The following is a 25,648-nucleotide window of genomic DNA, read 5'->3' as shown; positions in this document are numbered from 1 at the left end:
TTCACCGTCAATACCACTCGGCGCTGGCGGTCCAGCGCGGCCAGGGCCTCGTCGATGAAGCCCCAGGGACGGCCCGAAAAGCTCACCAGCAGGTGGCGCGCGTTGCAATAGCGGTCCATCGTCAGGCGCCCGCTGGCCAGTGGGTGCTTGCGACGCATGACGCAGACGTACTCGCCGCCGTACAGGCGCTGGTGCGAAAACGAGACGGCTTCGCCGGCCTGCTCGCGGGCGGTCATGTCCGCCAGGGCGGCCGGGAAGTAGCCGACGGCCACGTCGGCTGCCGCTGCCTCCAGCAAAGCGCGAGGGTCGCGCGTGGTCAGGGGCACCACACGCAGGGAAACGCCGGGCGCATCGGATTCCGCCATTTGAACCAGACCCGGGACCAGGGTGGCTGCGGTGGCGTCGGCCATGGCAAGAACGAAGGTGGTGGTGGCGCTCGCAGGCTCGAAGTTGCCGGGCGCCAGTGAGGCCTGCAGCGACCGAAGGGCGTCGCGCACGCTGGGCCACAAGGCCAGTGCGCGGACCGTGGGCTCCACGCCGGTGCCACCGCGGCGGACCAGTTCGTCGCCCAGCGCCTCACGAAGTCGGCGCAAGGCGTTGCTGACGGCGGGTTGGGTCAACGACAGGTTGCGCGCGGCGCGGGTCAGGCTGCGCTCGGCCATGACCTCGTCGAACACGCGCAACAGGTTCAGGTCGAGCGTGCGGAAATTGGGCTGAAAAAAGCTGGAAGGCATCGGGTGCAGTCGCTGATCTGTCGCGGTAACTATATATCACCAACATGAATGCAACACATCATCAATATAAAGTAGAATCACATTAGTGTTAACCCTAGTATTTGCCCATGTCCTTGGTCATCGCGACCAGGGCGCACGTAAGAAGGGAAAAGATCATGTCCAGTTATGCCCCATCCCCTTTCTCGGATCGACATCCCAGCCCCGAGCAGCTCGAGGCGGCGCTGCTGACCGCGCGCGATCTGCACCGAGGCTTTGATGGCTCCAAAGGCATGGCAGCTTTGTTGCTGGCGGCCATCGTGTCCGCCATGCTGGTTGTTGCGGACCAATTGCTCGAAACCTGGGTCGATGGCCACCTGATGGCTGCGTGGGTGGCCTTGTGGGCCATCGGGTTTGTTGCGCTGGCTCTGCTGGCCGGGACGGTCCGGCGATTCTCTGCGCGGGTGTTCGTCGCGCTCGACGAGTGGGCGGCCCGCAAGGCCCAGTCGAGGGCCGACGAGCGTCTTTGGTCCATCGCACTGCAGGACGCGCGTCTCATGACCGACTTGCAGTCGGTGCTGGCGCGTGACGACGCTGCAGCCACGCTGTCGCCCGTGGTCGTGGCGCGGGTCCGCGCCCACTCGGCCGTGACCCGGTCCGCGCCTTTGCCCTACGTCTGACGCCACCCGGAAAAAAGCCGCCCCGGTTTTTGGCCGGGGCGGCGCTGGGTTCAAAGGCCGGTAAGGTCGCTGATCCTGTATGGCGAAGCTTGTCCGGCTTCAGACGGCCGCCAGTCGCTTCTCCAGTTCGGCCTTGGTTTCAATCAGCTCTTTCGGCAGGTGGTACGCCAGCTGTTCGAAATGGGCGGCATGCAGCTTCAACTCCTCGACCCATGCGGCTTTGTCGATGTGGGTCACGGTCTTGAACTGTTCGGATGAGAAATCCAGCCCGGTCCAGTTCAGCTCCCCGTAGGCTGGAGCGACGCCGAACATGGTTTCCTCGCCCTTGGCCTGACCTTCGATGCGGTCGATCATCCACTTGAGAACGCGCATGTTTTCGCCGTAACCCGGCCAGACAAACTTGCCGGCCTCGTCCTTGCGGAACCAGTTCACGCAGAAGATCTTCGGCAGGGTATGGCCCATGCTTTCGAGCTTGTGCTCCATGTCCAGCCAGTGCTGGAAGTAGTCGCTCATGTTGTAGCCGCAGAACGGCAGCATGGCGAACGGGTCGCGGCGCACCACGCCCTGCGCGCCGAACGCGGCGGCAGTGGTTTCGCTGCCCATGGTGGCCGCCATGTAGACGCCTTCCATCCAGGTGCGGGCTTCGGTCACCAGCGGCACGGTGGTCGAGCGGCGGCCGCCGAAGATGAAGGCATCGATGGCCACGCCATCGGCATCGTCCCACTGCGGGTCGAGAGCGGGGTTGTTGGTGGCGGCCACGGTGAAGCGCGAGTTCGGATGGGCCGCCTTCGCGCCGGTCTGCTTGGCGATTTCAGGCGTCCAGTCCTTTCCCTGCCAGTCGATCAGGTGCGAGGGCAGCGTGCCCGTGTCCTTCTCCATGCCTTCCCACCAGACATCGCCGTCGTCGGTCAGCGCCACGTTGGTGAAGATCACGTCACTGTTCAACGAAAGCATGCAATTCGGATTGGTGTGCATGTTGGTGCCGGGGGCCACGCCAAAGTAACCCGCTTCGGGGTTGATCGCATACATCTTGCCGTCGGCGTGGGGCTTGATCCAGGCGATGTCGTCGCCGATGGTCGTGACTTTCCAGCCCGCGAAGCCGGCCTCGGGTGGCACCAGCATCGAGAAGTTGGTCTTGCCGCAGGCGCTGGGGAACGCGGCGGCCACATGGTATTTCTTGCCCTGCGGATTGGTCACGCCCAGGATCAGCATGTGTTCTGCCAACCAGCCTTGGTCACGGCCCATGTTGGAGGCAATGCGCAGAGCCAGGCACTTCTTGCCCAGCAGGGCATTGCCGCCGTAGCCGGAGCCATAGGACCAGATCTCGCGCGTTTCAGGGTAGTGGACGATGTACTTGACCGTGGGGTTGCAGGGCCAGGCCGTAGTGTCCTTCTGTCCTTCGGCCAAGGGGGCGCCCACCGTGTGCATGCACGGTACGAACTCGCCGTCGGTGCCGAGCACGTCATGCACCGCCTTGCCCATTCGGGTCATCAGCTTCTGGTTGACCACCACGTAGGCACTGTCGGTCAGTTCCACGCCGATGTGCGCAATGTGCGAGCCCAGCGGGCCCATGCTGAAGGGCACGACATACATCGTGCGGCCCTTCATGCAGCCGTCGAACAGCGGCTGCAGGGTGGCGCGCATGTCCGCCGGGGCCATCCAGTTGTTGGTCGGGCCGGCATCTTCCTTCCTGGCCGAACAGATGTAGGTGCGGTCTTCCACGCGTGCCACATCCGACGGGTCGGACAGGGCCAAGTAACTGCCCGGCCGCTTGGCGGGGTTGAGCTTCTTGAAGGTGCCGGCATCCACCAGTTGCTGGCACATGCGGTCGTATTCGTCCTGGCTGCCGTCGCACCAGTAAATGGCGTCGGGCTTGCACAGAGCCGCCATGTCGGCAACCCAGGCAATCAGCTTGCCGTTCTTGACGTACGCGGGGGTATTCAGGTTCAGGCCCTGCATGGCGGGTGAGTTCATCGGGAAAGCTCCAAAGTTGAAAATCGACTTTTCAAAGGCAGCCGGCCTTTCAAAAAGCGACTTGAAGTCACATGCGCCCAAGGCTGCGATCGCGTGCTTGGCGAGAATCGCGGGGGGATGTCAATTTTATGAACCCCAACAGGTGCTTTGCTTTCAAACCGGCGAATTGCTATGCAAAACTTGCATGACGTTATGCGGGCCAAAAGCTCGGGACGACTCATACAGCGAGCCCCTGAATAGCGACAGGAATGCGCCGACGCCCGAAATTTCCGGCGCGCTCGTCAAAACGGCCGGCCGCGTCAGCGCCGCAGTGAGGGCATTGCCCTTGCGCCGTCAGCCCGTAGTGCCGGATCTGGTACCAGTCCCGAACGATCAGCGGCTGCTGGCAGCCCGGGCACCAGGTGGTGTCGCCGGCCTCATGGCGCACGTTGCCGGTATAGACGTACCGCAGGCCTTCCTTGATCGCGATGTCGCGGGCTCGCACCAGCGTGGACGGTGGCGTGGCCGGCACGTCGGGCATCTTGTGGTCCGGGTGGAAGGCGGAGAAATGCAGCGGCACGTCGGGGCCGAGTTCCTTGCGGATCCACTGGCTCATCGCGATGATCTCTGTGTCCGAATCGTTGTGCCCGGGGATCAGCAACGTGGTGATCTCAAACCACACCCTCGTCTCGTGCTTCAGGTAGACCAGCGTGTCGAGCACGGGCTGGAGATGGGAGCCGGTGAGCTTGAAATAGAAGTCGTCGGTGAACGCCTTCAGGTCCACATTGGCGGCATCCATCTTCGCAAAGAACTCGCGCCGTGGCTGCTCGTGAATGTAGCCCGCCGTCACCGCCACGGTCTGCACGCCCAGCGCATGGCAGGCGTCGGCCACGTCCATCGCATACTCGGCAAAGATCACCGGGTCGTTGTACGTGAAGGCCACGCTGCGGCAGCCCGCCTGCGCGGCGGCGTTGGCAATGGCCGCGGGCGAGGCCTGGTCCATCAGCCGGTCCATGTCGCGCGACTTGCTGATGTCCCAGTTCTGGCAGAACTTGCAGGCCAGATTGCAGCCCGCCGTGCCGAACGACAGCACGCTGGAGCCTGGATAAAACTGGTTCAGCGGCTTCTTCTCGATCGGGTCGATGCAGAACCCGGACGAGCGGCCATAGGTGGTCAGCACCATGGTATCGCCCTCGCGCATCCGCACAAAGCAGGCGCCGCGCTGCCCTTCGTGCAGGCGGCAGTCGCGCGGACACAGGTCACACTGGACGCGCCCGTCGTCCAGCGTGTGCCACCAGCGGCCCGGATAGGCGCCCTCGTCGGTCGGCAGGGTCGAGTTGTTCATCGCTGCTCTGCGCTGCGGCGCTGCGCCTCGGTCCATTTGTGCACCGTGTAGCGTGACAGACGCACTTCGTCTGACCAGAAATCGCCGGGTAACCCGGCTTTGCGCTTCAGTTGCGCCAGAAAATCGGCGGGATCGGGCAGCTGCGACCAGACCTGAGGCAGAAAGGTGCTGCGGGCAGCGCCACATTCGAAGATCAGGCCATCGATGCCGGGGCGCAGCTGGGCGAGTGCCTCGGCCTCGCCGCTGAACTGCAGCCGCTCGGCGGCGGACAACAGGGAGACTTCGACGGCGATCCGGTCGAGCTCGCCTGCGGTCACCGGTGCAAATCGCGGGTCGCGCATCGCCGCTGCAACCGCATTGGCCTGAACGTCAGCCTGGATCGACCGGTGCGCCTGCAGCGAGCCGATGCAGCCACGCAGCTGCCCGTCGCGGGTCAACGTGACAAAAGTGGCGCCGGGCGCCTGCAACCACGTGGCCGCAGCCGCGTCTTCCGGAGGCGGCTCCGCGCGCCCCGCCGCCGCTGCGATGGCGTTGCGGGCCAGCGGGAGCAGCACATCGCCGGCGTTGGCCGGCACGGTGCGAGCCACAGGCCGGCGGGCCGCGGCGGCGGCCTCATGAAACGCCACGGCCGCGTAGCCCACCACCCGCTGCCGGTCCCCGGCCGTGTCGCCGGAATTGCGCAAGGCGAGCAACTGCGGTTTCAGGCCATGCCGACGTGCGGCCAGCAGCAGGCCATTGACCGGCGTGGCGCCGCAGGCCTGGCGGTGGTTCAGGGTCGGCTGCAGCGCCAACAGTGTCTCGATGGACTGGCGATCCACCGCCTGCGCCGCGGCGTGACTCAGGTAGTGGGAAAGGTCGGAACTGATGATGATCAACGTCTCGGCGCCGCCCCACACCGTCTCCAGCACCTCGGCCACTTCGTCGGGCGTGGCGTCGCCCACGACCAGCGGCACCAGGGAGAACGTGTCGAGCACCGTTTGCAGAAACGGCAACTGGACTTCCAGCGCGTGTTCCTGGGCGTGCGCGTTCGGACTCACGACCACCTGGGGCAACCGTCCCAAGGCTTTGACGGCGGCGCCATCCACAGGCACCTCACCCAGCGGGGTGGTGAAAGCGTCGACACCGGGCAATGCCAGCCCGCGCACCGGCACGCGGTGTGCCGGACCGAGCAGCACGACGCGACGGATCGACTGCCGCCATGGAGTGAGCTGGGCGTACGCCTGCCCGGCGGTCGAACCGGAATAGACATAGCCGGCGTGGGGAACGATCAGGGCCTTGGGCGGCGCCTGTCCGGCATCCTGCGATGGTGCAAACGGCTGCAGAAGATCCTGCACAGCCCTCGACAGCACCGGGCCTTGAGCCGGATAGAACGAGCCGGCGACAGCTGCGGAACGAACCTGATGCATGGCGACCTCCTTCCCACTCGGGTGAGGAGCATTGTCCTGCTGCACACCTGAGGCTGACTTGCACCATATCAAGCCTTTGTGCAACCTGCGCAGGCGGGCTTCGCCCCCATGGCGCACCTTTGCCGGACCCTCTGACCGCGCGCAGCAGATGGTCCGCTGCTGACGGGGCAGGGGTGGAAAGAGCCGGGGATAGGGCGCGGATCGTCGCAGCGGGTGGCCCGACAGGCCGGCAGAAACATCAACGCCCGGCAGGGCCCGGGCTATGCCAGCTGAAGCGGGTTTCGAATGCTACAGAATATGTAGCTAAAAAAGACCTTGGGGCGCTGGGGAATGGCCTAATTCACGGGCAAAACTACCCAGCAGCCTTGCTCAGGCCATGAAGACGGCGATGAAGGCGAGCATGAAAATCAGCACGGCACCGGCCACCGGCAGCACGATGTGCATGTTCTTGACCACGCCCTCGATGGGATCCTGTTCGGCTGCGGTGTCGTGGGCGGCGGGTGCGGACATGAGGTCTCCTGAATCGGTCGAATGGGGCGGATTCTAGCGGTTTGCCGATCGTCGCGCTGCCCTACAGCAGGGCATAGGTGGTGGAGGCGCGGCAGACGCTCTTGCCGTCATCGGCGCCGCGGATGTCGATTTCGCCAAAAGCCAGCGCCTTGCCGGCGCGCAGCAGGCGGGCCTCGATGATCGCGTCCTGGCCCGACAGCGGCTTGAGGAAGCTCGTGTTCATCTGCACCGTGGTGCAGGGCCGGAAGGCGCCGAAGTGGCTGATCAGCGCCAGCACCATCGCGGTGTCGGCCGCGGCCATCATGGCCTGGCCGCACAGCATGTCGCCGACCCGGCTGAGCTGGTCGCTTCTCGGCAGGCGCAGCGTCACCACGCCAGCTTCGCACGATTGCACGCGCAGGCCCAGGGCCTGCACCCATGGGGCAAATAACTCGGCCAGCGCGGCCTGCAGGGTGTCGGTGTTCATCGATCCAGGTCTCCGTCGTGGATTCGGGGGTGTTTTCAATACAGGGCGGCATCGAAGCCCGCGGCGCGCAGGTGGTCGAGCACCTCGCGCACGTGCTCATGGCCGCGCGTCTGCAGCACGAGCTCGATCTCCACATTCTGCGCGGACAGCGCGCTGAAGGCGCGCTGGTGGTGCACTTCGTCGATGTTGGCGCCGGCTTCGGCTACCGCTGCGGTGATGAGCGCCAGCGCGCCGGGGACGTCGCGCGAGCCCACCTTCACCCGCGCCAGCCGCCCGGCGCGCACCATGCCGCGCTCGATGATGGCCGCCAGCAGCAGGGGGTCGATGTTGCCGCCGCACAGCACCAGCCCGACCTTGCGGCCGCGGAAGCGTTCAGGGTATTTCAGCAGCGCGGCCAGGCCCGCCGCGCCCGCGCCCTCGACCACGGTCTTTTCGATCTCCAGCAGCATCAGCACCGCCTGCTCGATATCCCCCTCATCCACCAGCAGCATGTCGTCCACGCGCGCGCGGATGAGGGCTTCAGTGATGCGCCCGGGCGTGCCAACGGCAATGCCCTCGGCAATCGTGCTGGTGCCCTGTGGGTGGTGCGTGCCCTTGATCGCGTTGAACATGGCCGGAAACCGCACCGTCTGCACGCCCACGACCTCGATGCCGGGCTTCAGGGCCTTGGCCGCGGTGGCGATGCCGCTGATCAGGCCGCCGCCGCCCACCGCGATCACGAGCACGTCGAGGTCCGGCACGGCCTGCAGCATTTCCAGCCCCACCGTGCCTTGGCCCGCGACGATGGCGTCATCGTCGTAGGGGTGCACGAAGCTCAGGTTCTGCGCCGTGGCGAGCTCGAAGGCGTGGGCGCGCGCCTGCTCCAGCGTGTCGCCATGCAGCACCACCTCGGCACCGAAGCCGCGTGTGCGCTCCACCTTCACGCCGGGGGTGAAGCGTGGCATCACAATCACCGCGCGCAGGCCCAGGCGCTGCGCGTGGTAGGCCACGCCCTGGGCATGGTTGCCGGCGGACATGGCCACCACGCCGCGCGCGCGCTCGGCCGCACTCAGCTGCGCGAGCTTGTTGCAGGCACCGCGTTCCTTGAACGATGCGGTGAACTGCAGGTTCTCGAACTTCAGGAACACCTGGGCCTGCACGATCTGGGACAGCGTGCGCGACTCGACGCAGGGCGTCAGCAGCACTTGGCCTTGCAGCCGCTCGGCAGCTTGTTGAATGGTTTGCAGATCAATCATGGCCAAATTGTCGCGGGAACACGCGCGCCGGGTGCGGCTTTTCCACATCAAGGTATTCCCTCGACCCGAACTCTGCGTTATGGTGAAGTCAGCAAGCAAAGCGGCTGGAGGCTTATCCATGGTCAAGCGTTCGGTTTCTGATTCGTCTGCCGGGGCCGTTCTGCCGTCCCCCGAACTGGGCCATGCCCCGGTGCTGGACCTGATGTGCTCGCACTTCGTGTTCACGCTGGCGGCCCACCAGGGCCCCAAGTTCAATGTGCGCCGCGACCTCAACAGCCTGATGTCGCTGGCCGGGCGCCACCTCGTCTGGCCGGCGCCGGTGCTGGAGCGCCTGCGCGCCTTCCTGGCACGGCGTTGCAAAGACAACGAACTCTGGCGAGGGCATGAGGCGCTGTCGGCGCGCGCCTTCCTCGACCGCCATGGTGCCTGGCGCGGGCCCTATGAAGAGGGCACGCTGTTCTTCTACCTCGACGAGTACGCCAAGGACGCGCCGCGCGACCTGCTGGCGGTGCTCGCCGCCACCGGCACCTGGCTCAAGCAGGCGCTGAAGAAGCATTCCACGCTGGTGGAAAAGAACATCGACGCGCTCTCCGGCCTGCTGCAGCTCAACCAGGCCGAGCGCGCGCTGTTGCTGTACGGCACCCTGGCGCGCTACCAGCGCGACCTGCGCAGCATGCTGGTGGAGTTCAAGGTCAGCAATGCCCCCGAGGCCTATGCGGTGATTGCCGACGTCGCCGGCGTCAAGGCCGAGGAGGTGGGCGAGGCGCTGCGCGCCGGCTCGCGGCTGGAGCGCATCGGCCTGGTGGAAAACCTGATTTCCGAGCACAACATCACGGATCTGGCCGACCTGATGAAAGTGAGTGAAAAGCTTCCGCCGGTGCTGATGCGCGAATACCGCGACCAGAGCGAGCTGATGGCCGTGTTCACCCGCCCCGCGGCGCGCAGCGCGCTGGCGCCCGGCGACTTCGGCTTCATTGCCGAGGATGTGCAGGTGCTGGTGCGCCTGTTGCAAAAGGCCGTTGCAGACAAGGCGGTGGGCGTGAACGTGCTGCTCTACGGCCCGCCCGGCACCGGCAAGACCGAGCTGGCCAAGGTGGTGGCGCAGGCGGCGGGGGTGGAACTGTTCGAGGTCGAATACGCCGATCGCGACGGCAACAGCCTGTCTGGCCGAGACCGCTACCGCTCCATGCAGATCGCGCAGGTCTTCCTCAAGGGCACGCAGCAGGCTGCGCTGCTGTTCGACGAGGTGGAGGACGTGTTTCCGCCGGTCAGCGTGGACGCGGCCGGCCTGATGGCGCGCCACGAGCAACAGGCGCTGGCCGCCGCAGTGAGCCACTCGGTCAACGGCAAGGCCTGGGTGAACCAGATTCTCGAATCGAACCCGGTGCCGACGATCTGGGTCACCAACCGCATCGAGCAGATCGACCCGGCGTTTCGCCGCCGCTTTGCCTACCACCTGGAGCTCAAGTCGCCGCCGCCGGGCGCGCGCGAGCAGCTGGTGCGCAAGACGCTGGACGGCGTGGCCGTCAGCGAGACCTTCGTCGCCCGCCTGACCGGCCGCAAGGGCCTGACACCGGCGCAGATCCGCACCGCGGTGCGCTTTGCCGGCCTGGCGCACGGCGAAGCCGTGGCCGAGGGCCCGGGTTTCGAGGCGCTGATCGAGCGGCAACTGAAGAACGCCGACGCGGCACTGGGCAACACGCCGCCCGACGCACGGGGCCGCCCGCAGGTCACCACCTGGGATCTGGCGATGCTCAACGTCGAGACCCGCTTCGAGATTCCGCGCATCGTCGAGGCGCTGAAGGTGCGCGGCCACGGCACCCTGTGTTTCTACGGCGCGCCCGGTACCGGCAAGACCGCGTTGGGCGAACACATTGCCCGCGCGCTGGAGCGGCCCCTGATCGTCAGGCAGGCCAGCGACCTCATGAGCAAGTACGTCGGCGAGACCGAGCAGAACATGGCCGCGATGTTCCGCGAGGCGGAAGCCGAGAAGGCGGTGCTGCTGCTGGACGAGGCCGACAGCTTTCTGCAGGACCGCCGTGGTGCGCAGCGCACCTACGAGGTGACCGAGGTGAACGAGATGCTGCAAGGCATGGAGCGTTTCAATGGCATCTTCATCTGCACCACCAACCTGCTGGACCGCATCGACCAGGCCGCGCTGCGGCGCTTCACCTTCAAGATCCAGTTCAAACCCCTGACCGCAGCACAGCGCGAGGCCATGTTCGTGACCGAGGCGCTGGCGGGCGATGCTTCGCTGTTGACGCATGGGGCCAAGGCGCGGCTCGCGAAGCTGGCGCAGCTGTGCCCCGGCGACTTTGCCGCCGTCAAGCGCCAGACCGACATCCTGGCGACCGCCTTCAGCGTCGAAGAGTTCCTGGACCAGCTCGAAGCCGAGCACCGCATCAAGCCCGAGGTCCGCGAAGGCCGTTCGATGGGGTTTTTGCAATAAAAATGACCACTTCCCAGCGTGAAATGGTCATTTTTTGCTATCAATAAAGATGTTTTTTGCCGCGTGACCTGTCCGCTGGCATGAGGCCAGCGGGTGCGGATAACACCCGCAGCGCCCTCACTCCACCAGAAACCGCTCCGCCAGCAGCGCCCAGTAGGCCGCGCCAACCGGCAGGCTGGCGTCGTTGAAGTCGTAGCCGGGGTTGTGCACCATGCAGGCGTGGCCGGCGAAGGTGCCGCCATCTGTGCCGTCGCCGTTGCCGATCAGCAGGTAGCTGCCGGGCACTTTTTCGAGCATGAAGGCGAAGTCCTCGCTGCCGGGCAGGGCCGGGGCCTGCAGGGTGACGCGCCCGGGGCCGACAAGTTCAAGCGCCACCTCGCGCGCGAAATCGGTTTCCGCGCGGGTGTTCACCAGAACGCAATAACCCGGGCGGTACTCGACCTCGGCCGTGCAGCCAAAGCTTGCAGCCTGTTGCTGCGCCAGCGCGGTGATGCGCTGCTGCAGCAGGGTGCGCACGTCGCGGTCCAGCGCCCGCACGCTCAGGCGCAGCGTGGCGTGGGGTGGAATGACGTTGTTGGCCTCGCCCGCATGGAAGGCGCCCACCGTGACCACGGCCATCTGCAACGGGTCCACGTTGCGCGACACCACGGTCTGCAGCGCCATCACCAGGCTGGACGCGGCCACCACCGGGTCGGCCGCGCGGTGCGGCATGGCGCCATGGCCGCCGTTGCCATGAATGGTGATGCCCACGTAGTCCGACGAGGCCATGGCCGGGCCGTCGCGCAACGCCAGGTGGCCGGCCGGGTAGCCCGGCATGTTGTGCATGCCGAAGATGGCGTCGCAGGGAAAACGCGCGAACAGGCCGTCTTCCATCATCTTCACCGCGCCGCCCAGGCCTTCCTCGGCGGGCTGGAAGATCAGGTTCAGCGTGCCGCTGAAGTCGCCGTGCTCCGCCAGGTGCTGTGCTGCGGCCAGCAGCATGGCGGTGTGGCCGTCGTGGCCGCAGGCGTGCATCACGCCCGTGTGGCAGCTGGCGTGGGCCAGGCCGGTGGCTTCAACAATGGGCAGGGCGTCCATGTCGGCGCGCAGGCCCAGGCGTTTGGCCCCCGTGCCGCGCTGCAACTGGCCCACCACGCCGGTGCCGCCCAGGCCGCGTGTGACGCTGTAGCCCCACTGGGTCAGGCGTTCGGCGACCAGCTCGCTGGTGCGGAACTCCTGGAAACCCAGCTCGGGGTGGCGGTGGATGTCGCGCCGCATGCCGGTGAATTCATCGGCGTGCGCCTGCAGGGCGTCCAGTTTGGCGAGGGGGCGGTGTTCCAGAACGGCGGACATGGGGCGGGCCTCGTTTATTGCGCTTGCAGGTTGATGGACTTCGCAATGGCCTGGTAGGCGCTGATTTCCGCCTTGTAGGCCTGGTCAGCCTCGGCCAGCGTTTGCAGCGGCGAGGTTTCCTGGCCCATGGCGAACAGGCCGGCGCGCAGCTGGGTGTCGCCCAGGGTCTTTTGCAGGGCCTGGTGCAGCGCCTGCACCACCGGCTCGGGCGTGTCGCGCTTGACGAAGTAGCCGGTGCCGATTTCGGCGGTGAAGGTCTTGAGCGCCTTGCTCTCGGTGGTGCTGGGCACCTCGGGCATCAGGCGCTGGCGCGCCGGTGTCAGCACGGCCAGGGCGCGCATCTTGCCCTGCTTGACCAGTTCCACCTGGGCCGGGCCGTAGGGGGTGATGAAGATGTCGACCAGATCGGTGAACAGGTCGCGCTGCGCATCGGCGCCGCCCTTGTAAGGGACGTGGGTCATCTCCACGCCGAGATCCTTGCTCATTTTCGCGCCGAGCAGGTGGTAGAACGAACCCACGCCCACGCTGGCATAGGTCATGGGCTTGCCTTCTTTGGCGACTTTGGCCGCATGGGCGGCGAGTTCGTCGGCGGTCTTCGCGGGGAAGCCGGGGCGCACGAAGATGGCCATGGGCGCCAGCGCGATGCGGTGGATCTGGCGGAAGCTCTCGGGCTTGTACTTGATGGCCGAGATCGCCAGCGGGGCCAGGATCAGCTCGTTGGGCGAGCCCTGGAACACCATGTAGCCATCCGACGGCGCGTTCAGCACCTTCTGTGCGCCGATGCTGCCGCTGCCGCCGCCGAGGTTGTCGACGATGGCGGGCTGGCCGAGCGCCGCGCCCAGCGGCACGTTGACGCGCCGGGCGATGTTGTCCGACAGGCCGCCCGCCGGGTAGGGAATCATCAGCGTGACAGGCTTGGTCGGAAAGCCCTGGGCTGACGCGACGCCGGCGAGCAGCAGGCCGGCCAGCAGGCCCGTGGTGGTCTTGAGGAAATGGCGCTTGAGAGATGGCATGACAGGTTCCGGTAGGTGAAGGGTTGATGCAGGATTCCATGCTAGGCACCGGCAGATCATGTGTCCAATGTATTATTTTGCTGATTCCTATTCATTTCGCTCATGATCTACACGCCGTGAACCTCAAACAGCTGGAACACCTGCTGGCACTGGCCGACAGCGGCTCGTTCAGCCGCGCCGCCACGCAGATGCACCTGACGCAGTCGGCGCTGAGCCGCAGCATCCAGTCGCTGGAAGACGAACTGGGCGGTCGCTTGATCGACCGCATCGGCAAGCGCAACGAGCTCACGCCGCTGGGGTTGACCGTGGTGGCGCGCGCCCGCCGCATGGTGCTGGACGCGGCCGACCTGCGGCGCAGCGCGGACCTGCTGCAGCAGGGCAATCTCGGGGCGATCCGCGTGGGCCTGGGCTCCGGCCCCGGGGCGCTGCTCATGACGCCGTTGCTGCAGCACATGGCCCGGCACCATCCGGGCGTGAAAGTGGCGGTCTCTCGCGGCTCCACCGAGCTGCAGTTGCTGCAGTTGCGCGCGCGGCAGCTGGATGCGCTGGTGATTGACGTGCGCCGCATCGCGCCCGCGGCCGACCTGCGCATCGAGCCCCTGGGCGAGCTGCGCGCCGGTTTCATCTGCCGCGCCGGCCATCCGCTGGCGGGTGCCACGCCCGTGCCCTTCGAGGTGCTGCTGGGTTACCCGATCGCCTCCACACCGCTGTCGGACGAAGTGGCGCGGCTCCTGGTCGACCACTATGGGCCGCGGGCCGACCCGGCGCAGATGACCACGCTGCAGTGCGAGGACGTGACCAGCCTTCTTGACACCGTGGCGGTGACGGACGCCATTTTTCTGGGCATCGCGGCAGCGGCGCGCGCCGGGATCGCGGCCGGCACGCTGGCCGAAATCCGCGTGGAACCGCCCCTGCGGGCCGGGGCGCGCTTTGCCTGCATCACGCTGGCCGGCCGCACCGAGGCGCCCGCGATGGGCATCCTGCGGGCGTTTGTGGAAGAGCGGCTGCGCGACTGAGGCCGGGTCAAACGCCGCTCAGTGAGGGGCTTGCGCCCACGGATTGATGAGCGTCAAGCCCAGGTCCTCGAAGTCCTTGAGGTTGCGCGTGACCAGGTTGCCTGGTGCACGAGGCATGTCGCCGCAATTTGCGCATCCGCCATGCCGATGGGCTTTCCCGATCGCTCGCGCTGCGCAACGAGGTCGGCATAGACGGACGCGGCCGCCAGGTCAAAGGGCAGCACCTGCCCGGCGAAATCCTGTTCCAGCATGGCCGCCACGCCGTGGGCCAGTTGCTGCTTGCGCGCGCCGTCAGGCAGGCGGGCCACGCCGGACATCAGCTCGGCCGCCACGACGGCGGTCAGCCACAAGTCACTGGGATCCTGGGCGTCCAGCCAGGCCAGCACGGCGGCATGGGGCTGCGCCCGCATGGTCTCCGACACCACGTTGGTGTCCAGAACCCTCATTGGGAGGCGTTTTCATCAAAGCTGGCGGCACGGGGCAGGTCGCTTCGCTCCGGCAGCGCCAGATCAATCCCGCCCAAAGCGGCAAAGCGTGCATGAATGCGGCTGCCCAGGCCGCGCGGTGCGGCCGGCTGCGTCAGCGCGGCGCGCAGGATGCTGCGCACTTCTTCCTCCATCGACCGGCCATGGGCGGCAGCGGCCAGGCGCAGCTTGTCTTTGATGACCGGCTCAACATTCCGGATGGTCAGCGTACTCACGGGATGCCTCCTTCACTCAAACGAAGTCAATGCCAGCAATGCTGGCACGCAGGATGCGGCGCTGCCCGCTTGGGTGGACGTCTCCCCGTGTCGCTGACACAGCCCCGGGCGCCTGAAGCGGGAGGATTTCTGATTAAAACAAGAGCAAACAACGCCGCATTCACGCCGGGAAGTTGCCAATTTTCTTGTGAAACATCACGCTACACCCCCGCACACCCGCAACACCTCCGCCCCATACGCCTCCAGCTTCTTCACCCCCATGCCGCTGATGCCGCCCAGGTCGTCCAGCGTGCGCGGGCAGCGCTCGGCCACGGCCGCCAGGGTGGCGTCGTGGAAGATCACGTAGGCGGGCAGGTTGTGCTCGCGGGCGACTTCGGCGCGCCAGGCCTTGAGCGCGGCAAAGCGGGCCAGGCCGTCTTCGTTGAGTGCGGCGGCCGCGGGTGGCGTCGCGCGGGCGCCGGGCTTGTCGCGCCGCAGCCGGCGCTCGGTCGGGCCGGTGACCGATTCGCGCAGGTTCACCGCCAGCTCGCCCTTGAGCACGGCACGCGAGGCCTCGGTCAGCTTGAGCGTGTTGAAGGCCTGCGCGTCCACCGCCAGCGCGCCCATCGCAATCAACTGGCGCAGCACGCCGCGCAGCTGCAGCTCGCTGAATTCCGCGCCAAGGCCAAAGGTGCTCAAACCGTCGTGGCCGTACTGCGCGACCTTTTCGGTCTTTTTGCCGCGCAGGATGTCCATGATGTGGCCCGCGCCAAAGCTGATGCCGCTGGCCTGCTGCACGCGGTAAATCGTGCTGAGCAGCTTGCGCGCGGCGTCGGTGCCGTCCCACACGGCGGGCGGGTTTAAACAGTTGTCACAGTTGCCGCAGGGCGTGCTCGCCTCACCAAAGTAGCTCAACAAGCGCACCCGGCGGCAGTCGGCGCCCTCGGCCAGGGTCAGCAGTGCGTCGAGCTTGCCGCGCATGACCTGCTTGAACTCCTCGCCAGCCGGGCTCTCGTCGATCATGCGGCGCTGGTTGACCACGTCCTGCAGGCCGTAGGCCATCCAGGCGTCGGTGGGCAGGCCGTCGCGCCCGCCGCGGCCGGTTTCCTGGTAGTAGCCCTCGATGTTCTTGGGCATGTCCAGGTGCGCCACGAAGCGCACGTCGGGCTTGTCGATGCCCATGCCGAAGGCGATGGTGGCGACCATCACGATGCCTTCCTCGCGCAGGAAGCGGTCCTGGTGGGTCTGGCGCAGTTTGGTGTCCAGCCCGGCGTGGTAGGGCAGCGCGTTGAGGCCGTGCGCGCAGAGCGTCTCGGCAATGTCTTCGACTTTTTTGCGCGACTGGCAGTAGACGATGCCCGCGTCGCCGCTGTGCTCGCGCGTGATGAAGCGCAGCAGCTGCTGCGTGGCGTCCTTCTTCTCGACGATGGTGTAACGGATGTTCGGCCGGTCGAAGCTGCTGACGAACTGGTGCGCGTCTTCGAGCTGCAGCCGCTCGACGATGTCGGCGCGGGTCAGTGCGTCGGCGGTGGCGGTCAGCGCGATGCGCGGCACGCCCGGGTAGCGCTCGTGCAGCACGGTCAGCGCCCGGTACTCGGGCCTGAAGTCGTGGCCCCACTGGCTCACGCAGTGGGCTTCGTCGATCGCGAACAGGCTCAGGGCGCGCTGCTGGTGCAGGTCATCGAGCAGGCCCAGAAAGCGCGGCGTGTTCAGCCGCTCGGGCGCGACATACAGCAGCGTGATGGCGCCGGTCTGCAGGCGCAGCTCCACGTCCTGGGTGGCGTCCCAGTCGAGCGTGGAGTTCAGGAAGGCGGCCGGCACGCCGGCTTCGTCGAGCGCGCCGACCTGGTCGTGCATCAGCGCGATCAGCGGCGAGACCACGATGGCCACGCCATGGCCGGCGCGTTGGCGGGCGATGGCCGGAATCTGGTAGCAAAGGCTCTTGCCGCCCCCGGTAGGCATCAGCACCAGCGCGTCGCCGCCGGCGGTGACATGGTCAATGATGCCGGCCTGCGGCCCGCGGAAGGCCGCGTAGCCGAAGACCTCGCGAAGGATGGACGAAGGGGAGAGGTCGAAAGCTATCAAAAAAGGAGCTGTTGAAGACCCATCGACGCCGGGATGGGGTGGTTCTGGTTCGAAAATAGGTGGAAGGCGCCGGCCTTTGGGCTGGCCGGTTGTCGCGCAGAGGTCCCTGCGCGCCCCTGAGCTGCCCGTTGCCGGGAACGACCCGCGGCGCCGAGCGCTATTGTCGCGGCAAAGCGCCGCCCCGATGCCCCCGCGAACGGCCCAGGCGCTCGGACCTGCCCGATAATCCCGGCCCATGAAGCCCGTCACCTACACCCGCGCCCAGGCCCTGCCGGACATCCTGAAGCACCGCATCGTCATTCTCGACGGGGCCATGGGCACCATGATCCAGCGCTTCAAGCTGACCGAAGCCCAGTACCGCGGGGAAGGCTATCGCGGCCCCGATGGGGCTGGCGATCGCTTCAAGGACTTCCCCAAAGACGTCAAGGGCAACAACGAACTGCTTTCGCTGACCCGGCCCGACATCATCCGCGACGTCCACAAGGCCTACCTGGCCGCCGGTGCCGACCTGGTCGAGACCAACACCTTTGGCGCCACCTCCATTGCCCAGGCCGACTACGACATGGCCAATCTGGCGCGCGAGATGAACCTCGCGTCGGCGCGACTGGCGCGTCAGGCCTGCGACCAGTTCAGCACGCCCGACCACCCCCGCTTCGTGGCCGGGGCCCTCGGCCCGACACCCAGGACCGCCAGCATCAGCCCGGACGTGAACGACCCCGCCGCGCGCAACGTGAGCTTCGAAGAGCTGCGCGCGGCCTACTACGAGCAGGTCGAGGCGCTGGTGGAGGGCGGCGCCGATGTGCTGCTGGTCGAGACGATTTTCGACACGCTCAACGCCAAGGCCGCGCTGTTCGCGATCGACGAATACTTCGAGGCGAGCGGCGAGCGCCTGCCGATCATCATCAGCGGCACCGTGACCGATGCCTCGGGCCGCATCCTGAGCGGCCAGACCGTCACCGCCTTCTGGCACAGCGTGCGCCATGCCCAACCGCTGGCCGTGGGGCTGAACTGCGCACTCGGCGCGGCGCTGATGCGCCCCTACATTCAGGAGCTGGCCAAGGCCGCGCCCGAGACCTTCATCAGCTGCTACCCCAACGCCGGCCTGCCGAATCCGATGAGCGAGACCGGCTTTGACGAAACGCCCGAGGTCACCAGCCGCCTGTTGCGCGAATTCGCCGCCGAAGGCCTGGTCAACATCGTGGGCGGCTGCTGTGGCACGACGCCAGAGCACATTGGTGCGATCCACGGTGCGGTGACGCCCCTGGCGGCGCGCAAGCTGCGGCCGGGCGCTTTCTACAGGGAACCGGCCGTCGAGCCGGCCTGACAGGGTCGGGCGTTCTGGCATTGGGGCGCTGCGATTCCTTGCTGAGCGTTCGCTGGGCGGACCTGACTCGCGCACGCCAAAGGCGGCACACCGCGCTGGATCCCCGCCGCGAACGGTTCAATTGGTGCCGAGGCTTCCGACCAGGTGCAGGGCGGTCAGGTCCCGGTGCAGCTGCTTTTCGCTCAGTCCGGTGTGGGCCCGCAATTCGTCGAAAGTGTGGCTGCGTTCGTGCAGCAGGCGCATCAGCTTGTAATGGCGCCCGGCCACCATTGTGCGGTCCAGGGGTGGCATCTGGTTCAGCCGCAACGGCATCTGGCGGTAGTGCGGGGGCAGGGCCTCAGACGCGGGTTCGCCGAAAAGGGCAAATCGCCACAGCACGGTGGCCGTGTCGGTCTGACGGTAGTCGGGCGGCGATTTGCCAGCCGCCTGCGGCCGGCGGTGCAGTTCCAGCGCGTCCAACTCGTCCTGCGCCACCAGGGGACGCACGCTGAGTGTGCCCGACTGCGGCATCAGCACGGCCACCAGCGCGCCGTCGGGGCCGATCACGTGGAAGCTGTGGCTGGTCTGCAATTGTTCGCGGGCCCGCCAGAGCAGGGCGCCCAGTGCCGCATCCAGTTCCACTTCCGAGGCCGGCTCGCGGCCGTCGTCCAGCGTGGGCGTGGCGGCGGGCGGTTCTGCCAGCATCCAGGAACTGATCTTGATGGTTCCCAGCTCCGCCAGTTCGGCGTCGATGCGCTGTCGCAGGGCTTCGCGCGCGGCATGCGCTTTGTTCGCGGGGGCTTCGGACTTCACGTGGGGGTCAGATTGGAATGGCACTTTCGGCCCGGTGGACCGCTGGGAGACTCGAAAATTGTCAGGTGCCACGGCAAGGCTGTCAATCGCAACCACGCGCGGCCGGCGTAAATACGGTGAGCAACTGTTGCGGGCGTCGTCGGGGGCGCCGCCGGCAAGGCCGGCTTGTCCGGTAAAATCCGCCGCTTCCAAGGAGCGTTGCAGCGCGGGCCCGTGCGGGCCCTGTGTCAGGCTTGGACCCCGCTTGCCGGGATGCAACGACGCTCACCTGTTAGCCTTTTCCCAGGTGAGATGCATGCCAGAATCGATTTCTTCCCCCGCGGCCTCTGCGGCCGCAGTGCGGGATGTGCCCCCCATGAAACTGTCCGGCCTGGAGCCGGTCACCATTGGCGCTGTCTTTTCCGTCGAAGACAGGGCTGAAGCGCAGTCCCCGAGTGCCACGTTCGTCAACATCGGCGAGCGCACCAACGTCACCGGCTCCAAGGCCTTCGCCCGCATGATCCTGAACGACCAGTTCGAGCAGGCGCTGGCGGTGGCGCGCCAGCAGGTCGAAAACGGCGCCCAGGTCATCGACATCAACATGGACGAGGCCATGCTGGACAGCCAGGCGGCCATGGTGCGCTTCCTGAACCTGATCGCCGGCGAGCCCGACATCGCCCGCGTGCCGATCATGGTGGACAGCTCCAAGTGGAGCGTGATCGAGGCCGGCCTGCGCTGCATCCAGGGCAAGGGCATCGTCAACTCGATCAGCATGAAGGAGGGCGTGGACGAGTTCAAGCGCCAGGCCAAATTGGTCAAACGTTATGGCGCGGCCGCCGTGGTGATGGCTTTTGATGAACAAGGCCAGGCAGATACCTTCGAGCGCAAGATCGAGATCTGCGAGCGTGCCTACCGCGTCCTCGTGGACGAGGTGGACTTTCCGCCCGAAGACATCATCTTCGACCCCAACATCTTCGCCATTGCCACCGGCATCGAAGAGCACAACAACTACGCGGTGGACTTCATCGAGGCCACGCGCTGGATCAAGCAGCACCTGCCGGGCGCCAAAGTGTCGGGCGGCGTTTCCAACGTCTCTTTCAGCTTCCGGGGCAACGACCCGGTGCGCGAGGCCATCCACACCGTGTTCCTGTACCACGCGATCGCGGCCGGCATGGACATGGGCATCGTCAACGCGGGCATGGTGGGCGTCTACGACGACCTGGAGCCGGAACTGCGCGAGCGCGTCGAGGATGTGGTGCTGAACCGCCGTCCGGATGCGGGCGAACGCCTGGTCGAGATCGCCGAAACCGCCCGAAGCGGCGCCAAAGATGAAGGCAAAAAGCTCGAATGGCGCGGCACACCCGAATCCCCCAGGACCGTGGGCGAGCGCCTTTCGCATGCTCTGGTGCATGGCATCACGGACTTCATCAACGACGACACCGAAGAGGCCTACCGCGCCATTCTGGCCACGGGCGGCCGACCGCTGCACGTCATCGAAGGCCCGCTGATGGACGGCATGAACGTGGTCGGCGACCTGTTCGGCCAGGGCAAGATGTTCCTGCCGCAGGTGGTGAAGTCGGCCCGCGTGATGAAGCAGGCCGTGGCGCACCTGCTGCCCTACATCGAGGCCGAGAAGCTGCTGCAGGCCGCCGCTGGCGAGGCATCCCGGGCCAAGGGCAAGATCGTGATTGCCACCGTCAAGGGCGACGTGCACGACATCGGCAAGAACATCGTCACCGTGGTCCTGCAGTGCAACAACTTCGAGGTGGTCAACATGGGCGTGATGGTGCCGGCCCACGAAATTCTGGCACGGGCGAAAGCGGAAGGCGCCGACATCATCGGCCTGTCCGGCCTGATCACGCCCAGCCTGGAAGAGATGCAATACGTAGCGGGCGAGATGCAGAAGGACGATTACTTCCGCTCTCGCCTGATGCCGCTGATGATCGGCGGCGCCACCACCAGCCGGGTGCACACCGCCGTCAAGATCGCGCCGCACTACGACGGCCCGGTCGTCTATGTGCCTGACGCCTCGCGCAGTGTCAGCGTGGCGCAGGGTTTGCTGTCTGACCAGGCGGCCGCCTACATCGCCGAACTCAACGCCGACTACGAGCGCGTGCGCACGCAGCACGGGAACAAGAAGCCGGTCGTGCTGTGGCCGCTGGACCAGGCCCGAGCCAACAGGACGCCGATCGACTGGACCGGTTACCAGCCGCCGAAGCCCAAGTTCATCGGCAAACGCCTGTTCAGGAACTTCGACTTGGCCGAGCTGGCGCGCTTCATCGACTGGGGCCCGTTCTTCCAGACCTGGGACCTGGCCGGCCCCTACCCGGCGATCCTGCAGGACGAGGTGGTGGGTGAACAGGCGCGCAAGGTCTTCGCCGATGGGCAGGCGATGCTGCAGCGCCTGATCGACGGCCGCTGGCTCAGCGCCAGCGCGGTGGTCGGCCTGTACCCGGCCAACGCGGTGAACGACGATGACATTGAGCTGTATACCGACGAGACCCGCAGCCAGGTCGCGCTGACCTGGCACGGCCTTCGCCAGCAGAACGAGAAGCACGAGATCGACGACGTGATGCGCCCGAGCCGCTGCCTGGCCGATTTTGTGGCCCCGAAGGGTGTGGCAGACGATTATGTCGGCGTGTTCGCCGTGACCGCCGGCCTGGGCGTGGAGAAAAAGGAGCAGGCCTTCATCGACGCGCACGACGACTATTCCGCGATCATGCTCAAGTCCCTGGCCGACCGGCTGGCCGAGGCCTTTGCCGAGTGCCTGCACCACCGCGTGCGCACCGACCTGTGGGGTTACGCGCCCCAGGAGGCGCTGAGCTCTGAAGACCTGATTGCCGAGAAGTACACCGGCATCCGCCCCGCGCCGGGTTACCCGGCCTGTCCGGACCACAGCGTGAAACGCGCGATGTTCGAATTGCTGCAGTGCGGCGACATCGGCATGGGCCTGACCGAAAGCCTGGCCATGACACCGGCCGCCAGCGTCAGCGGCTTCATGCTGAGCCACCCACAGAGCACGTACTTCAACGTCGGCAAGATCGGCGAGGACCAACTCTTGGCGCAGGCGTCGCGGCGCGCCATGCCGCAAGCCGAGCTGCGGCGTCTGCTGGCTTCGAACCTGTAGTCGCGCCACGTTTCCTGGAACTATGCACGGTCTGTAACGCTTTCCTGGCCTGCCCTCTGTTCGCTTCCTGTTCGTCCCGCCACAATCGCGTCATGCGATTGGTGGGTCTGGATTCTTGGATGGGGCGCCTTGCCGTGTGGCTGTGCGCGACGCGGCAAGTGGTCGCGCTCGGTTTTCTGGTGTGTCTGGCCGGCGCCCATGCCGCACCCCCCCCGGTTGCCGTCACGCTCGGCGAATCCCAATCCACTGTCGCGCTGGCCAACCACAGCGAGTTCCTGGTGGATGTGGGTGGACGCCTGACGGCGGCCGACGTCGAATCCCGGCAGTCAGAACTGCCCTTCGCTCTGCGGCCCGACGGACACAAGACCCTGCTGACCGATGGCGATGTGCTCTGGATCCGCTTCGTGGCACGGGTGACGGACCGGGATGCGCGCTGGCTGCTGGAGGTGGACCTGCCGGGTGTCGATGATGCCTCGCTCTACTACCGCAATGCAGCAGGGGCGCTGGTGGTGCAGCATGCGGGGGACAGCCTGGCCCAGAGCCAGTGGGCCGAGCGCGGCCGCATGCCCTTCTTTTCGCTCGGCCCGGATACCAGCCGCGAGGTCACCTACCTGGTGCGGATCAGCCATGCGCGGGTGCCATTCTCTGGGGGCCTGTTTCTCAAGACCCAGGTGGTCGCGTCCGACCAGGAGCAGCGCGCGCAGTTTTTTCTTGGCGGCTATTTCGGCCTGGCCGCGCTGGCGGTTTTTGTGGCACTGGCCAACGCGCTGGTGTATCGCGATCGCGGGTTCGGTGCCTATGCGATCTACGTGCTGGCCATGATCCTGGGGCAGGCGGGCATCACGGGCGTCGGCGGGATGCTGTTCTGGCCCGAAATGCCGGCCCTGAACAATCCGATGACCTTTTTCATGCCCTTGCTCGCGGGTGCGCTCGGTGTCTGGTTTGTCCGGATTGTTGCGACGCCGCAACAATACTCGACCCTGCTGGACCGCCTGGCGGTCAGTATCATTCTTGGCCTGATTGCCGTGGCCGGCATCGACGCCGTGGTGCCGAGTGTGATCGGATTCGAGCTGAGCCTGTACCTGCTGGCGCTCTCGATGGGCGTGGTCCTGTTGCTGCTGGGGCTGGCCATTGCCCGGGGCGACCGGCACAGCCGATGGATCGCGGCCGGCTATGCCTTGATCGTTCTGGGCGGCATTTTTCCCGTGGCGCGCAATTTTGGCCTGATCCAGTCCGGCTTCCTGTCCGAATACGGCCTGATGCTCGGCTCGGCCATGGAGATGCCGCTTCTTTTTTACGGGTTGAACCGGCGCTTGAACGAACAGACCGAGACCCGCGCCCGCGCCCGCGCCTTGGCGGTGACCGATCCGCTGACGGGTCTGACCTCGCACCGCCGGCTGTTGACGCAGCTGCAGGCCTCGATCAACCGCGCGCGCAATGGCCGGCCGTTTGCCCTGATGGTGGTGGAACTGGCCAACCATGCGGCGCTGGCGCGCGAACTCGGGCGCGAAGGCGCCGAGCGGGCGCTGGTCCTGGCAGCCTCGCGGCTGCGGCGGGTGGTGCGTGGCACGGACACCGTGGCCCGGGTCGGGGCCCAGCATTTTGCGGTGCTGATGGACAGCCCCTGTTCGCTGGACGAGGCCAACGCCATCGCCACTCATGCCGTGGCGCAGGGGCTGCGCGAAAACGAAGTCCTGCCGCCCGGCGCCAGCCTGCGCTTTCATGTGGCCCTGGGCCAGCTGCCCATGGTGGACCTGGACGCCGTAGCCACCCTCGATATGCTGCTGGCGGAACTGAAGGCCATCAGCCTGGACGCGCGCAAGACCATCCGGGTCGTCAAGCGCTGAGCGGGCGCCCGGCGGCCCCGCCAGGGCTTTGCGTGGGCTTGCGCCGGGCGATATTCAAGGAAAATCGGCACTTTCCCAGCGCGGTATGGTCATTTCATGCTATCAATAAATGACGGATTCCGGCGGTCACGCCGAGCGCAGGGCACGCCGGTACTGCACCGCTTCGGCCACATGGGCGACCTGGGTGTCGGGTGCATCCGCCAGATCGGCGATGGTGCGCGCCACCTTGAGCGCGCGGTGGATCGCGCGTCCGCTCCAGCCCAGACGGGCCGCGGCGGTATTGAGGAACTTCACGGCGGCTGGGTCCAGCCCGGCGTGGGCATCGATGTCCCGCCCCTGCAGTGCCTGATTGGGTTTGCCCTGGCGGGCCAGCGCGCGCTCACGGGCTTGCGTGCAGCGGGTGCGGATGTTGGCGGTGCCCTCGCCCGGGGGGGCGTTCAGGAGTTCGCTGGCCGCCAGTGCCGGCACCTCGATGTGCAGGTCGATGCGATCCAGCAGCGGTCCGGAGAGCCGCCCCTGGTAGCGCAGCACCTGGTCGGGCGTGCAGCGGCAGGCCTTGAGTGTGGATCCCAGGTAACCGCAGGGGCACGGATTCATGGCCGCGATCAGCTGAAAGCGGGCCGGGAACTCCGAGCGCCGGGCCGCGCGGGAAATGGTGATGGTGCCGTTTTCGAGAGGCTCACGCAGGGCTTCCAGTGCGGCACGCGGGAACTCTGGCAGTTCATCTAGAAACAGCACGCCATGGTGCGCCAGGGAGATTTCTCCGGGCCGCGGCGGGGAACCGCCGCCCACCAGCGCCACCGCACTGGCCGTGTGGTGGGGGTTGCCGGTCGGGCGCTGGGCCCAGCGGTCCAGTGAGAACCGTCCGCCCAGCGAGGCGACGGCCGCACTTTCCAGGGCTTCCGTGACGGACATCGCCGGCAACAGGCCGGCAAAGCGCTGGGCCAGCATCGACTTGCCCGAACCGGGTGGGCCGATCAGCAGCAGGCTGTGGCCGCCGGCGGCGGCGATTTCCAGCGCACGCTTGGCGGCGGCTTGCCCCTTGACGTCGGACAAGTCGGCATAACGCGCGGCCTCGGGCAGGGGCGTGGCCGCAAGGCGGGCCCAGCCGTCGTCCGCGGGTGGCGTTTCAGGCGCGGACTGCCCCGGCAGGAACTGGCGCACCACATCCAGAAGGTGGCGCGCCCGGTAGACCTGCGCGTCGGGCACCAGCGCCGCCTCTTCGGCGCTGCCGGCGGGCAGCACCAGCCGCGTGCTGACCTGTTGCCGGTGCAGCGCCAGACTCATGGCCAGCGCGCCGCGCACCGGGCGCAGCTCGCCCGACAGCGAGAGCTCGCCGGCAAACTCATGGCCAGCCAGCTGCGCGGCATCGATCTGGCCGCTGGCGGCCAGGATGCCCAATGCAATGGGCAGATCGAAGCGCCCGGAATCCTTGGGAAGGTCGGCCGGTGCCAGGTTCACGGTGATGCGCTTGTTGTGAGGGAACTCCAGCCCGGCGTTCTGCAAGGCCGAGCGCACCCGCTCGCGCGCTTCCTTGACCTCCACATCGGCCAGGCCCACCAGCGTGAAGCTGGGCAGGCCATTGGCCAGGTGCACCTCGACCGTGACCGGGGCGGCCTCAAGTCCAAGCAGGGCGCGGCTTTGCACCAGAGAAAGGCTCATGGCTGAATGGCTCCTGTTTGGTGCGCTTCAAGGCGACC

20 protein-coding genes and 1 riboswitch are annotated in these 25,648 nt (G+C 66.8%); of the genes, 6 read left to right on the top strand and 14 right to left on the bottom strand.

What is annotated here, in order from left to right; genetic code table 11:
- Positions 1-734 (bottom strand): LysR family transcriptional regulator (locus tag ACMUOY_RS11010; protein WP_413892769.1); only part of this gene is annotated, 734 nt, incomplete at its 3' end.
- 155 nt (positions 735-889) lie between these two features.
- Here ACMUOY_RS11010 and ACMUOY_RS11005 point away from each other — a divergent pair.
- Positions 890-1,390 (top strand): hypothetical protein, encoded by a 501-nt coding sequence (locus ACMUOY_RS11005; RefSeq protein ID WP_413892768.1) that lies wholly within the window; start codon positions 890-892, stop codon positions 1,388-1,390.
- A 99-nt stretch (positions 1,391-1,489) separates the two neighbouring features.
- Here ACMUOY_RS11005 and ACMUOY_RS11000 read toward each other — a convergent pair whose 3' ends face one another.
- The 6 genes from ACMUOY_RS11000 to ACMUOY_RS10975 all read right to left on the bottom strand — a co-directional run bounded on the left by ACMUOY_RS11000 (position 1,490) and on the right by ACMUOY_RS10975 (position 8,305).
- Positions 1,490-3,364 (bottom strand): phosphoenolpyruvate carboxykinase (GTP), encoded by a 1,875-nt coding sequence (locus ACMUOY_RS11000; protein ID WP_413892767.1) that lies wholly within the window; start codon positions 3,362-3,364, stop codon positions 1,490-1,492.
- 217 nt (positions 3,365-3,581) lie between these two features.
- Positions 3,582-4,688, bottom strand: a complete 1,107-nt coding sequence (gene amrS, locus ACMUOY_RS10995) for an AmmeMemoRadiSam system radical SAM enzyme (RefSeq protein ID WP_413892766.1) — start codon at positions 4,686-4,688, stop codon at positions 3,582-3,584.
- A complete protein-coding gene (gene amrB, locus ACMUOY_RS10990; RefSeq protein ID WP_413892765.1) occupies positions 4,685-6,094 on the bottom strand; it encodes an AmmeMemoRadiSam system protein B in 1,410 nt (469 codons plus the stop codon). Before amrB ends, amrS begins: the two co-directional genes overlap by 4 nt.
- 369 nt (positions 6,095-6,463) lie before the next feature.
- Positions 6,464-6,604 carry a hypothetical protein gene (locus tag ACMUOY_RS10985; protein WP_413892764.1) on the bottom strand — a complete coding sequence of 47 codons (141 nt, stop codon included), beginning with the start codon at positions 6,602-6,604 and terminating at the stop codon, positions 6,464-6,466.
- 61 nt (positions 6,605-6,665) lie between these two features.
- Complete coding sequence (locus tag ACMUOY_RS10980) at positions 6,666-7,070, bottom strand: PaaI family thioesterase (RefSeq protein WP_413892763.1); 405 nt, start codon at positions 7,068-7,070, stop codon at positions 6,666-6,668.
- A gap of 35 nt (positions 7,071-7,105) precedes the next feature.
- Complete coding sequence (locus ACMUOY_RS10975; protein WP_413892762.1) at positions 7,106-8,305, bottom strand: threonine ammonia-lyase; 1,200 nt, start codon at positions 8,303-8,305, stop codon at positions 7,106-7,108.
- Positions 8,306-8,423: 118 nt separating this feature from the next.
- Here ACMUOY_RS10975 and ACMUOY_RS10970 point away from each other — a divergent pair, with 118 nt between their 5' ends.
- The gene (locus tag ACMUOY_RS10970; protein WP_413892761.1) at positions 8,424-10,754 is read left to right on the top strand and encodes an ATP-binding protein; all 2,331 of its coding nucleotides are present in this window, start codon (positions 8,424-8,426) and stop codon (positions 10,752-10,754) included.
- A 117-nt stretch (positions 10,755-10,871) separates the two neighbouring features.
- Here the strand turns inward: ACMUOY_RS10970 and ACMUOY_RS10965 are convergent, their stop codons facing one another.
- Entirely contained in the window at positions 10,872-12,011 is a 1,140-nt protein-coding gene (locus tag ACMUOY_RS10965; protein WP_413892770.1) for a M20 aminoacylase family protein, read from the bottom strand.
- 89 nt (positions 12,012-12,100) lie between these two features.
- A complete protein-coding gene (locus ACMUOY_RS10960) occupies positions 12,101-13,099 on the bottom strand; it encodes a tripartite tricarboxylate transporter substrate binding protein (protein ID WP_413892760.1) in 999 nt (332 codons plus the stop codon).
- A 116-nt stretch (positions 13,100-13,215) separates the two neighbouring features.
- Between ACMUOY_RS10960 and ACMUOY_RS10955 the strand changes: the two genes are divergently transcribed.
- Complete coding sequence (locus ACMUOY_RS10955) at positions 13,216-14,115, top strand: LysR family transcriptional regulator (protein ID WP_413892759.1); 900 nt, start codon at positions 13,216-13,218, stop codon at positions 14,113-14,115.
- 53 nt (positions 14,116-14,168) lie between these two features.
- Here ACMUOY_RS10955 and ACMUOY_RS10950 read toward each other — a convergent pair whose 3' ends face one another.
- The 3 genes from ACMUOY_RS10950 to recQ form a co-directional block, all read right to left on the bottom strand.
- Positions 14,169-14,561: a type II toxin-antitoxin system VapC family toxin gene (locus ACMUOY_RS10950; protein WP_413892758.1), complete on the bottom strand. Its 393-nt coding sequence runs from the start codon at positions 14,559-14,561 to the stop codon at positions 14,169-14,171.
- Complete coding sequence (locus tag ACMUOY_RS10945; RefSeq protein ID WP_413892757.1) at positions 14,558-14,815, bottom strand: FitA-like ribbon-helix-helix domain-containing protein; 258 nt, start codon at positions 14,813-14,815, stop codon at positions 14,558-14,560. The genes ACMUOY_RS10950 and ACMUOY_RS10945 overlap by 4 nt, the downstream gene beginning before the upstream one ends.
- 195 nt (positions 14,816-15,010) lie before the next feature.
- Positions 15,011-16,879, bottom strand: coding sequence for a DNA helicase RecQ (gene recQ, locus ACMUOY_RS10940; RefSeq protein ID WP_413892756.1), 1,869 nt, complete (start codon positions 16,877-16,879; stop codon positions 15,011-15,013).
- 235 nt (positions 16,880-17,114) lie between these two features.
- Between recQ and ACMUOY_RS10935 the strand changes: the two genes are divergently transcribed.
- Positions 17,115-18,203 (top strand): homocysteine S-methyltransferase family protein, encoded by a 1,089-nt coding sequence (locus ACMUOY_RS10935; RefSeq protein WP_413892755.1) that lies wholly within the window; start codon positions 17,115-17,117, stop codon positions 18,201-18,203.
- Between the two features lie 117 nt (positions 18,204-18,320).
- Here the strand turns inward: ACMUOY_RS10935 and ACMUOY_RS10930 are convergent, their stop codons facing one another.
- The gene (locus ACMUOY_RS10930) at positions 18,321-18,995 is read right to left on the bottom strand and encodes a hypothetical protein (protein WP_413892754.1); all 675 of its coding nucleotides are present in this window, start codon (positions 18,993-18,995) and stop codon (positions 18,321-18,323) included.
- A gap of 183 nt (positions 18,996-19,178) precedes the next feature.
- A riboswitch (S-adenosyl-L-homocysteine riboswitch) is annotated at positions 19,179-19,268 on the top strand.
- Positions 19,269-19,290: 22 nt separating this feature from the next.
- Between ACMUOY_RS10930 and metH the strand changes: the two genes are divergently transcribed.
- On the top strand, positions 19,291-22,101 hold the full coding sequence (gene metH / locus ACMUOY_RS10925; RefSeq protein WP_413892753.1) for a methionine synthase: 2,811 nt from the start codon (positions 19,291-19,293) through the stop codon (positions 22,099-22,101).
- A gap of 119 nt (positions 22,102-22,220) precedes the next feature.
- A complete protein-coding gene (locus tag ACMUOY_RS10920) occupies positions 22,221-23,948 on the top strand; it encodes a 7TM diverse intracellular signaling domain-containing protein (RefSeq protein WP_413892752.1) in 1,728 nt (575 codons plus the stop codon).
- Between the two features lie 126 nt (positions 23,949-24,074).
- Here ACMUOY_RS10920 and ACMUOY_RS10915 read toward each other — a convergent pair whose 3' ends face one another.
- The gene (locus tag ACMUOY_RS10915; protein ID WP_413892751.1) at positions 24,075-25,610 is read right to left on the bottom strand and encodes a YifB family Mg chelatase-like AAA ATPase; all 1,536 of its coding nucleotides are present in this window, start codon (positions 25,608-25,610) and stop codon (positions 24,075-24,077) included.
- Positions 25,611-25,648 lie beyond the last annotated feature (38 nt).

It is taken from the genome of Candidatus Skiveiella danica (assembly GCF_022705245.1).
GTDB lineage: Bacteria > Pseudomonadota > Gammaproteobacteria > Burkholderiales > Burkholderiaceae_C > Skiveiella > Skiveiella danica.
The sequence above is the reverse complement of the archived record's forward strand: the minus strand, read 5'-3'. Positions and strand labels throughout refer to the sequence as shown.

Bases quoted from the DNA above. Each gene is read 5' to 3' on its own strand.
- ACMUOY_RS11005 (WP_413892768.1), top strand. From the start codon at position 890: ATGTCCAGTTATGCCCCATCCCCTTTCTCGGATCGACATCCCAGCCCC.
- ACMUOY_RS11000 (WP_413892767.1), bottom strand. From the start codon at position 3,364: ATGAACTCACCCGCCATGCAGGGCCTGAACCTGAATACCCCCGCGTAC.
- amrS (WP_413892766.1), bottom strand. From the start codon at position 4,688: ATGAACAACTCGACCCTGCCGACCGACGAGGGCGCCTATCCGGGCCGC.
- amrB (WP_413892765.1), bottom strand. From the start codon at position 6,094: ATGCATCAGGTTCGTTCCGCAGCTGTCGCCGGCTCGTTCTATCCGGCT.
- ACMUOY_RS10985 (WP_413892764.1), bottom strand. From the start codon at position 6,604: ATGTCCGCACCCGCCGCCCACGACACCGCAGCCGAACAGGATCCCATC.
- ACMUOY_RS10980 (WP_413892763.1), bottom strand. From the start codon at position 7,070: ATGAACACCGACACCCTGCAGGCCGCGCTGGCCGAGTTATTTGCCCCA.
- ACMUOY_RS10975 (WP_413892762.1), bottom strand. From the start codon at position 8,305: ATGATTGATCTGCAAACCATTCAACAAGCTGCCGAGCGGCTGCAAGGC.
- ACMUOY_RS10970 (WP_413892761.1), top strand. From the start codon at position 8,424: ATGGTCAAGCGTTCGGTTTCTGATTCGTCTGCCGGGGCCGTTCTGCCG.
- ACMUOY_RS10965 (WP_413892770.1), bottom strand. From the start codon at position 12,011: ATGCGGCGCGACATCCACCGCCACCCCGAGCTGGGTTTCCAGGAGTTC.
- ACMUOY_RS10960 (WP_413892760.1), bottom strand. From the start codon at position 13,099: ATGCCATCTCTCAAGCGCCATTTCCTCAAGACCACCACGGGCCTGCTG.
- ACMUOY_RS10950 (WP_413892758.1), bottom strand. From the start codon at position 14,561: ATGAGGGTTCTGGACACCAACGTGGTGTCGGAGACCATGCGGGCGCAG.
- ACMUOY_RS10935 (WP_413892755.1), top strand. From the start codon at position 17,115: ATGAAGCCCGTCACCTACACCCGCGCCCAGGCCCTGCCGGACATCCTG.
- metH (WP_413892753.1), top strand. From the start codon at position 19,291: ATGCCAGAATCGATTTCTTCCCCCGCGGCCTCTGCGGCCGCAGTGCGG.
- ACMUOY_RS10920 (WP_413892752.1), top strand. From the start codon at position 22,221: ATGGGGCGCCTTGCCGTGTGGCTGTGCGCGACGCGGCAAGTGGTCGCG.
- ACMUOY_RS10915 (WP_413892751.1), bottom strand. From the start codon at position 25,610: ATGAGCCTTTCTCTGGTGCAAAGCCGCGCCCTGCTTGGACTTGAGGCC.